Below are 9073 nucleotides of genomic sequence, written 5' to 3'. Positions count from 1 at the left end.
GCGGTAGATGCGTTCTTCCAGCGGCGCCAGTTTCATCAGCGCGTCAAGATCGAGCGTGAACGGCTTTTTCACTTCACCCTCGATGCTGACGGTCCAGGGCGAAGTCTTGAGCGTGCCGGCGGTGCGTGCCGGATCGGCCTTGTCGGTGCCGAATTCGTAATAATTGTTGTATGTCGTCGCGTCCTGGTAGGCGGTCGGCTTGTCCATCACCGCGTAGACGCTGTTGAGCCTGGCCGGCAACTTGCGCGCCGTAGCCGGCTGGGCGAATGCGCCACCCACGCCGAGCAGGCCGCTGCCGGCGATCGCACCGGCCGCCACTTTACTCATGAAAGCCCGGCGCGAGGCGTAGACCTCTTGCGGCGTGATCTCGGAGGCGAGCGGAATATCGATCTGGTCTGGACGGATTTTGATCAGCATGGTGCGCTCCGGAAAATGAAAGTGGGTGACCAAGGCAAGACCTTGGCGAGTGAACAGCATGGTAAAAGCCGGGCGGTGACGTCCGGGTGGCAATTTGATGACAATTTTGTCATGAAGAAAAGTCCTGCGATTGCTAGAATCAAGCGCATTTTCCTGCATCCGCGCCGCTTTTGCAGCGCGCCCTTTCCCGATACAGCATGGCCATCCTTGTCATCGAAGACGATCCCAAAACCGGCGACTACCTTAAAAAAGGCTTGCGCGAATCCGGCTATACGGTCGATCTCGCGCGCACCGGCACCGACGGCCTGCACATGGCGATGGAACAGAACTACGACCTGGTGGTGCTCGACGTCATGCTGCCCGGCACCGACGGCTGGCAGGTGATGAGCGCGCTGCGCGCCAATGCATGCCGCTGGCGATCTCTTCTTTGCATGACGGCATGCGCGCCGACGGCGTGCGCGTGCGCTGGGTCGCGGCGCTGGCGGACGTGGGCAACCACAACGACACCGTCGAGATCGTCGCCGCCTATGTCATGACGCAAGAGTCGCGCATGATGACGGTATACCTGTGGCGCGTGGTCGCCGCGGTGGCGCTGACCGTGCTGCTGACGTCGGTGCTTGGCTTCGCCGTGCTGCGGCGCGATCTGATGCCGCTCACGCGCATGAGCCGCCGCGGGATATACGCCCCGTCACGCGCGACGCCGAGGTCTACCAGGTGGCCGACCTGCAGCTCGATCACGTGCGCCACAAGGTCACCCGGCAAGGCGTCAATATCGTGCTGACCAACAAGGAATTCCTGCTGCTGCATCTGCTGATCAAGCGCCAGGGCGAAGCCTTGTCGCGCTCGGTGATCGCCTCGCAGGTGTGGGACATGAACTTCGACAGCGACACCAACGTCGTCGACGTCGCGGTCAAGCGCCTGCGCGCCAAGATCGATGCGCCTTTCGAAAAGAAACTGATCCACACCGTACGCAGCATCGGCTACATGTTTTCAGAAACGCCATGAAAGATACTCGATGAGGCCGTGGCGCTCCTGGACGCTGGCGTTCCGCGTCAGTGCGCTGTTTGCCTTGATCGCCTGCCTGGTGGTCACCGGACTCGGCATGTACCTTTACACCTCGGCGCGCCAGTCGCTGGAAGTGCGCGCCGACTATACGCTGATCGGCCGCGTCGAACATTTCCGCAACCTGCTGCATGACCTCTACAACGTCGAGCAGATGGAGCAGCGCCCCGCCCTGTTTGAAAGCATGCTCGGCAACGAGCAGGACGTGCGCATCTTCCGCCGCCAGGGCGAAGCCCCCTTCATCCAGAGCAACCCAGACCATCTGGTACCGCCGGCCATGACGCCGCTACCGGTAGGCAGTCCGGTCAGTTCAGCCAGCCTGCGGACCAGCCAGCGCGCCGATGGCGTGCGGGTGCGCTGGGTCTCGGCGCTGGCCGATGTCGGCAAGGGCGGCGACACGGTCGAGATCGTCGCCGCCTACGTCATGGTCCAGGAAGCCCGCATGATGCGCAGCTACCGCTGGCGCATCGCCGGGGCGGCGGCAGCGGCCGTGGTGCTGACGGCGCTGCTGGGATTCCTGCTGCTGCGACGCGGCCTGCAACCGCTGGAGGCAATGAGCCAGCGCGCCGCCCAGATCACCCCGGATCATCTGTCGGCGCGGCTGGACCAGGAGGGCATGCCGGCCGAACTGCGGCGCGTGGCGCTGTCCTTCAACGCCATGCTGGACCGGCTGGAGGCGGGCTATGCGCATCTGGCGCAGTTTTCCGGCGACCTCGCCCACGAGATCCGCACTCCCATCAATGTGTTGATGGGACAGAGCCAGGTCGCCCTGGGACAGCGGCGCAGCCCGGAAGAATATGAACAGGTGCTGGAATCGAATCTGGAAGAGTTGACGCGCCTGTCGCGCATCATTGAAAACATCCTGTTCCTGGCGCAGACCGATCATGCGCAACTGGTAGTCGACCGCAGCGCGATCGACCTCAGGGAAGAATTGCAGAAGATCGCTGATTATTTCGAAGGCGTGGCCGCCGAACGCGACATGCAGTTCGAGGTCGATGCGGCGCCGGGTCTGGCCTGCAGCGCCAACCTGGTGATGTGGCGGCGCGCAGTGAGCAACCTGGTGGTCAATGCGGTGCGCTACGGCGACGCCGGCACCGCCATCAGGATCAGCGTGCGACCGACCGCCGACGGCATCGCCATCGACGTCGCCAATCGCGGCATGGCGATGACGCGGCAACAGATGGAACGCATGTTCGACCGCTTCTATCGCGGCGACAAGTCGCGCAGCGAATTCACCGAATCCAATGGCCTCGGCCTGGCGATCGTCAAGGCCATCATGACCGTGCATGGCGGCACGGCGGCGGTGGCCTGTTCAGCCGACGGCTGGATCGCCTTCAGCCTGCGCTTCCCCACCCGGGGGAAGATCGCCCCGCGCTGATCAGGCGGCGGCTTGCTTCAGCGCCGAGAGTTCCGTGAGCACGCGCGTCATCACGGCATCCCAATCACCTGCCGTCGTCTGCCTGAACAGGCGCGCCGAGGCGTACCAGGGGCTATCGTCGCGCTCCAATAGCCAGCGCCAATCGGCGGCGTGCGACAACAATATCCACACCGGTACACCAAGTGCGCCGGCCAGATGCACGGCAGCGGTATCGACACCAATCACCAGATCCAGATTGGCGATCAGCGCGGCGGTGTCGTCGAAGGCTTGCAATTCGCGACCGGGCCATTGCAGCGCCGATGTGGCCTGCAACCAGTCGGCGTCGCGCTGACGCAGCTCCGGTTGCAGCAGGAAGAATTCGGCGTTGGCGATATCCAGCAAGGGGGCAAACGCCTGCAAGGGAATCGAGCGGCGGCGGTCGTTGTGATTGCCTGCGTTGCCCGAGCAAACAATGCCAATGCGCAGCGGCCGCGCGCCTTCCCTTCCCTGTTCCAGCGATTGCGCCCAGCGCTGCTGCAGATGTGATCCCGCATGCAGATACGCTTGCGGCGACGGGATCGTATCCGGACGCGTGCCGAACATCAGCGGCAGGCTCATCAGCGGCAACTGGTAGTCGACCGCGGGTAAGACTTCGCCGATGGCTTTGACGACGATGCCGGTGGGCTTGCCTGACTCCGGATCGGCTTCCAGCGTTTGCAGCAGCGTCTTCAACGCGGCATGCACTTCAAGCACGACGTTTGCGCCCAGCGCGGCGACCTGTTGCGCGTAACGCGAAAACTGAATGGCATCACCCAAACCCTGTTCAGCCCACAGCAACACGGTCTTGCCGGCGGCGACATCCACGCCGGGCCAGCGTGCAATGCCGCGATGACGCTGCGGATCGGCGCGCTCGCCCTGCCAGCGCGCTTCGTACAAGGGCCAGGCTTCGTCGAACCGTCCCAGCGCCAGCATGGTCAGCGCCAGGTTAACGCTGGCGTCGGCATAACCGGCGCGCAGGCTCAAGGCCTTGCGGGCGGCCGTGATCGATTCCTCATAGCGGCGCAGACGTCCCAGCGTCGCGGCGCGGCACACCCAGCCGTCGCCGAAATCCGGCTCCTGCGCCAGCACCTGATCGACGCTGGCCAGCGCTTCTTCGTTGCGATGGAGTTCGTACTGCAGCAAGGCCTGATCGAAGCGATACACGGTCTGTTCGGGCGCCAACGCAACCGCTTGCTGCAGACTCTGCAAGGCGTCGCCCGGACGTTGCAAGCGCTGCAGCAAGACGCCGTGGCGATGCCAGGCGTCGGGATTCTGCGGCGCCAGGCGCAAGGCGTGTTCGATGGTCTGCAGCGCCTCTTCATTGCGATTGAAATCCTGCAGCAGCAATGCCGCAGCGTGGAAAATATCGGCATGCTGCACGCCGGCGGCGATCAGTTGCAGGTAGAGGCTTAGCGCTTCCTGATGCTTGCCCGCTTCATACAGCACACGGCCGAGCTTGTAGCTCACCGCAAGATCGCCCGGCGTCAGCGCCAGTGCGCGGCGGTACAGTTCGATCGCCTGCGCATGCAACTGCAATCCCGCGGCGACGGCGCCGGCCAGGTGCAGCAAATTGAAATCGGCTTCGGCCTGCTGCGCCAGCGGCTGCAGGATGGCGTGAGCCGCCTCCAGCTGGCCATGCTGGAAAAACAGATAAGCCTGGGCGAGGGCGTCGTTATTGTTCATGGGCGCGATGTTAACACGCAAGCGCCTGCGGCTGACTGACGCGGCGATGACGACGGCAACGGCTTTGGTTTGTTCGGGGTTCGTTGACTTCCGCAGCGTCGTTATGTGGCAACGTAATGATTGTTTGGTAATTACTGAAAATTCAAAAACAATCCACGATGCCGCTCCACTCCCTCCCCCAGGATTTTTCCATGGAACCCCACACCCTCAGCCCCCTGATGCAGCGCTTCATCCTCCATTTCGGCGAAATGGGCAGCCGCTGGGGCATCAACCGCACCGTCGGCCAGATCTACGCCCTGCTGTATGTGCAGGCGCGCCCGCTCAACGCCGATGAAATCGCCGATTACCTGAGTTTCTCGCGCTCCAACGTCAGCATGGGACTCAAGGAACTGCAGTCGTGGCGACTGGTCAAGCTGCTGCACCAGCCCGGCGACCGCCGTGAATATTTTGAGCCGCCGAAGGACATCTGGGATATCTTCAAGGCCTTGCTGGAAGAACGCCGTCGCCGCGAAATCGAGCCGACGCTGTCGATGCTGCGGGATGCCCTGCTGGAAACGCCGGCCAGCGCCGACGACAAGCACGCGCAAAAACGCATGCGCGAAATGTACGACCTGATCGAGCTGTCCAGCTCCTGGTTCGATGACGTGCAGCGGCTATCGCCGGAAACCTTGTCCTCGCTCATGAAGATGGGTTCGAAGATCAAGAAGCTGCTCGACGTCAAGGACAAGTTCCGCTTCGGCGGCGAAAAGACTGACAACAAGAGCGAAGATAAAAGCGCGAAGGTCGCCGCCAAGGCAAAGGACTAAATCATGTCGCGTACCCATCGCCTGTGGCGCCTGCCGCGCCTGACCAAACTTCCGCTCGGCGCCGAAATCGCCCTGATCCTTGTGGTCAAGATCGCGCTCCTGATGCTGCTGGCGAAAACCTTTTTTTCCGAACCGCAGGCAAAGAAAATGCGCATGCCCACCGCCCAGGTGGAACAGCATCTGCTGGCGCCGGCGCCGGAATCCGCGCCAACCGTATCCAACGTATCCAGCGTATCCACTCCCACCACCGAGGTCTCCCATGCTTCCCATTGACGAAGTCGTCAGTCTGTCGCGCCTGCAGTTCGCCATCACGGCGCTGTATCACTTCCTGTTCGTTCCGCTGACGCTCGGCCTGTCCTGGATCCTGGTCATCATGGAATCCGTCTACGTCATGACGGGCAGCCCCATCTACAAGGACATGACGCGCTTCTGGGGCAAGCTGTTCGGCATCAACTTCGCCATGGGCGTGGCCACCGGCATCACGCTGGAGTTTCAGTTCGGCACCAACTGGTCGTACTACTCGCACTACGTCGGCGACATCTTCGGGACGCCGCTGGCGATCGAAGGCATGGCGGCGTTCTTCCTCGAGTCGACCTTCGTCGGCCTGTTCTTCTTCGGCTGGGATCGCCTGTCGCGCGTCAAGCATCTGATGGTGACCTTCCTGGTGGCGCTGGGATCGAGCCTGTCGGCGCTGTGGATCCTGATCGCCAACGGCTGGATGAACAACCCGGTCGGCGCGGAATTCAATTTTGAAACCATGCGCATGGAACTGGTCAGCATGACTGACGTGATCTTCAATCCGGTGGCGCAGGTGAAGTTCGTGCACACCGTCGCAGCCGGTTACGTCACGGCGTCGATGTTCGTGCTGGGCGTGTCCGCCTACTACCTGCTCAAGGGCCGCGATACCGCGTTCGCGCTGCGCTCGTTTGCGGTCGCCGCCGGTTTCGGCCTGGCGTCGACCTTGTCGGTGATCGTGCTCGGCGACGAATCCGGCTACACCGCCGGTGAAGTCAACAAGGTCAAGCTGGCTGCCATCGAAGCCGAATGGGAAACCCATCCTGCGCCGGCCGGCATCACCGTCTTCGGCCTGCCCGACAACAAGGGCGAGCGCACCGATTACGCCTTCAAGGTGCCGTACGTACTCGGCCTGATCGCCACGCGTTCGGTCGACACGCCGGTAATCGGCATCAAGGACCTCAAGAAAGAACACGAAGTGCGCATCCGCAACGGCATGCTGGCCTACGCTGCGCTGACGCGACTGAAATCCGGCGACAAGTCGCCCGAGGCGCGCGCCGAGTTCGACAAGCTCAAGCAAGATCTCGGCTACGGCCTGCTGCTCAAGAAGTACACCCCCAATGTGATCGACGCCACGCCGCAGCAGATCGCCAAGGCGGTCGACGACACCATCCCTAACGTGGCGCCGCTGTTCTGGTCGTTCCGCGGCATGGTGGCGTTGGGCATGCTGTTCCTGTTCATCTTCTCGGCCTCGTTCTACTTCCTGGTGCGCAAGCAACTGGCGCCGCAACGCTGGCTGCTGCGACTGGCCGTGTTCAGCATCCCGCTGCCGTGGATCGCCGCCGAGCTGGGCTGGATCGTGGCCGAATACGGCCGCCAGCCGTGGACCATCGCCGGCATCCTGCCGACGCGTCTGTCGGCCTCGACCCTGCAAGCGTCGAGCCTGTATTTCAGCCTGGCCGGATTCGTCCTGTTCTATACCTTCCTGCTGGTCGTGGAAATGATGCTGATGATCAAGTACGCCAAGCGCGGGCCGAGCAGCCTGCACACCGGCAAGTACCACTGGGAACTGCTGGAGAAGACAAAGAAACCGGCCGTTGCAGCGAAGCCGCCGGTACCGCCGCAGCCGCCACGTCCGCCGCTGTCCAGACCGACGCGCTGATGCCGATGGCAATGCTCATTCAACTCGCCAAATTTACGAAGAAGTACACAAGGAAATCCTCATGATCTTCGATTACGAAACCTTAAAAATCATCTGGTGGGCCTTCGTCGGCGTGCTCATCATCGGCTTCGCGCTGACCGACGGCTTCGACTTCGGCGTGGGCATGATGCTGCCTTTCGTCGGCAAGACCGACGCCGAACGCCGCGTGCTGATCAACTCCATCGGCCCGACCTGGGAAGGCAACCAGACCTGGTTCATCACCGCCGGCGGCGCCACCTTCGCTGCCTGGCCGCTGGTCTACGCGACCGCCTTCTCGGGTTTCTACATCGCGCTGATGGTGCTGCTGTTTTCACTGTTCTTCCGCCCGGTCGGCTTCGACTATCGCAGCAAGGTGGCCGATCCGCGCTGGCGCAATGCCTGGGACTGGGGCCTGTTCGTGGGCGGCATCGTACCACCGCTGATCTGCGGCGTGGCCTTCGGCAACCTGTTGCTGGGCGTGCCTTTCCACTACGACGACACGATGCGCGTGGAATACACCGGCAGCTTCTTTGAATTGCTCAATCCCTTCGGCCTGCTGGCCGGCGTGCTGAGCGTGGCGATGCTGCTGACCCACGGCGCCACCTTCATCATGGTGAAGACCGAGGCGGCGATCGCGGCGCGTGCGCGCAAGATTGCGCTGTGGAGCGCACTCGCCACGCTGGCGCTGTTCGTGGCGGCCGGCTTCTGGGTGGCGCACGGCATCGACGGCTACAGCATCACCGATATGCCGAGCGCCAACAGCGCCTTCATGCCGCTGGCGAAGACCGTCGAAATCGTCTCCGGCGCGTGGATGGACAACTACACGCGCTGGCCCGCAACCAGGGCGATCCCGATCGCCGCCATCGCCGGATTGCTGCTGGTGCTGATCTTCGGCGCGTGGCGCAAGGCGCGACTGGCCTTCATCGGCAGCGGCATCGCGGTGGCCGGCATCATCCTGACTGCAGCCACCGCCATGTTCCCGTTCATCATGCCGTCGTCGCTGGACCCGCGCAGCAGCCTGACGATCTGGGATTCGGTGTCGAGTCACAAGACCCTCGGGATCATGTTCTGGCTGGTGCTGTTCTTCGTGCCGCTGATCATGATGTACACGGCCTGGGTGTATCGCGTGATGCGCGGCAAGGTGACGCTCAAGCACATCGCCGACAATGAACACACCGCTTATTAACCATTCGAGAAGGAGAACATCATGTGGTATTTCGCCTGGATACTCGGAGTCGGCCTGGCGCTGGCCTTCGGCATCATCAACGTCATGTGGCTGGAAGCCAACTACGCCTTCGGCCGCCGCAAGGAAGACGAAACCCGCGAACGTTTCGTCGCCGCCAGCGCCCAGGCCGAGCTGGCGAAAAAACGTCCGGCCAAACCCTGAGGCCGCGATGAAAACGCCTTCCGCCCATCTCGTCGATACCGATACCTCTCTGCTGCAGGCGCTGCCCGGCGCCGGCTTTGCCGATGCCTTCCGCATCGCCCTCAGCGAAGAACAAGCGCGCCAGTCGGCCGCTCAACTGACCGAGCAGATGTTCCGTCGCACGCCATCATGGGTCACGCTGCTGCTGTCGATCCGCAATCGCGCGGTGGCAGTGTTCGGCCTCAGATCGGCTGACATGCACATCGACGATAGCGCCCGCAGCGCAGTGGCGGGATTTCCGCTGATCGCGCAGAGCGACGATCTGGTGCAACTCGGCTTCGACGACAAGCATCTGGATTTCCGCATCTGGGTGCGGCGCGATGCCGCCACGCCGACGTCACCGGCGCAGCTGACGCTGACCACCGTGT

Annotated in this window: 9 protein-coding genes and 3 pseudogenes; 10 read left to right on the top strand and 2 right to left on the bottom strand. The window is 62.9% G+C overall.

Annotation, left to right across the window (positions count from 1 at the left end; translation table 11 throughout):
- Positions 1-417, bottom strand: a pseudogene (locus tag HLUSI_RS0124730) (protein-methionine-sulfoxide reductase catalytic subunit MsrP); the annotation flags it as partial.
- A 197-nt stretch (positions 418-614) separates the two neighbouring features.
- Between HLUSI_RS0124730 and HLUSI_RS33665 the strand changes: the two are divergent.
- From HLUSI_RS33665 to HLUSI_RS0124715, 4 genes and pseudogenes are all read left to right on the top strand, one after another.
- Positions 615-818 (top strand): annotated as a pseudogene (locus HLUSI_RS33665) (response regulator); the annotation flags it as partial.
- A 5-nt stretch (positions 819-823) separates the two neighbouring features.
- On the top strand, positions 824-1198 hold the full coding sequence (locus HLUSI_RS33660) for a hypothetical protein (RefSeq protein WP_016836484.1): 375 nt from the start codon (positions 824-826) through the stop codon (positions 1196-1198).
- Positions 1099-1422 (top strand): annotated as a pseudogene (locus HLUSI_RS33655) (winged helix-turn-helix domain-containing protein); the annotation flags it as partial. The gene HLUSI_RS33660 and the pseudogene HLUSI_RS33655, both read left to right, overlap by 100 nt.
- 10 nt (positions 1423-1432) lie before the next feature.
- Entirely contained in the window at positions 1433-2857 is a 1425-nt protein-coding gene (locus HLUSI_RS0124715; protein ID WP_016836482.1) for a heavy metal sensor histidine kinase, read from the top strand.
- On the opposite strand, the gene HLUSI_RS0124710 is transcribed toward HLUSI_RS0124715, so the two are convergent.
- Positions 2858-4558, bottom strand: coding sequence for a tetratricopeptide repeat protein (locus tag HLUSI_RS0124710; RefSeq protein WP_016836481.1), 1701 nt, complete (start codon positions 4556-4558; stop codon positions 2858-2860). It lies immediately after the preceding gene.
- Positions 4559-4749: 191 nt separating this feature from the next.
- Between HLUSI_RS0124710 and HLUSI_RS0124705 the strand changes: the two genes are divergently transcribed.
- The 6 genes from HLUSI_RS0124705 to HLUSI_RS30600 all read left to right on the top strand — a co-directional run.
- Positions 4750-5364, top strand: a complete 615-nt coding sequence (locus HLUSI_RS0124705; RefSeq protein ID WP_029363997.1) for a GbsR/MarR family transcriptional regulator — start codon at positions 4750-4752, stop codon at positions 5362-5364.
- A gap of 3 nt (positions 5365-5367) precedes the next feature.
- The gene (gene cydP, locus HLUSI_RS0124700) at positions 5368-5637 is read left to right on the top strand and encodes a cytochrome oxidase putative small subunit CydP (RefSeq protein ID WP_016836479.1); all 270 of its coding nucleotides are present in this window, start codon (positions 5368-5370) and stop codon (positions 5635-5637) included.
- A complete protein-coding gene (locus tag HLUSI_RS0124695; RefSeq protein WP_016836478.1) occupies positions 5624-7261 on the top strand; it encodes a cytochrome ubiquinol oxidase subunit I in 1638 nt (545 codons plus the stop codon). The genes cydP and HLUSI_RS0124695 overlap by 14 nt, the downstream gene beginning before the upstream one ends.
- Before the next feature lie 61 nt (positions 7262-7322).
- On the top strand, positions 7323-8465 hold the full coding sequence (gene cydB, locus HLUSI_RS0124690; RefSeq protein WP_016836477.1) for a cytochrome d ubiquinol oxidase subunit II: 1143 nt from the start codon (positions 7323-7325) through the stop codon (positions 8463-8465).
- Positions 8466-8486: 21 nt separating this feature from the next.
- Positions 8487-8666, top strand: a complete 180-nt coding sequence (cydX, locus tag HLUSI_RS0124685) for a cytochrome bd-I oxidase subunit CydX (RefSeq protein ID WP_016836476.1) — start codon at positions 8487-8489, stop codon at positions 8664-8666.
- 7 nt (positions 8667-8673) lie between these two features.
- A partial coding sequence (locus HLUSI_RS30600) for a DUF2867 domain-containing protein (RefSeq protein WP_016836475.1) occupies positions 8674-9073 on the top strand: 400 nt, incomplete at its 3' end.

The sequence above is a fragment of the Herbaspirillum lusitanum P6-12 genome (genome assembly GCF_000256565.1).
Taxonomy (GTDB): domain Bacteria; phylum Pseudomonadota; class Gammaproteobacteria; order Burkholderiales; family Burkholderiaceae_D; genus Herbaspirillum; species Herbaspirillum lusitanum.
This window is presented reverse-complemented; position numbering and strand designations above follow the sequence as displayed.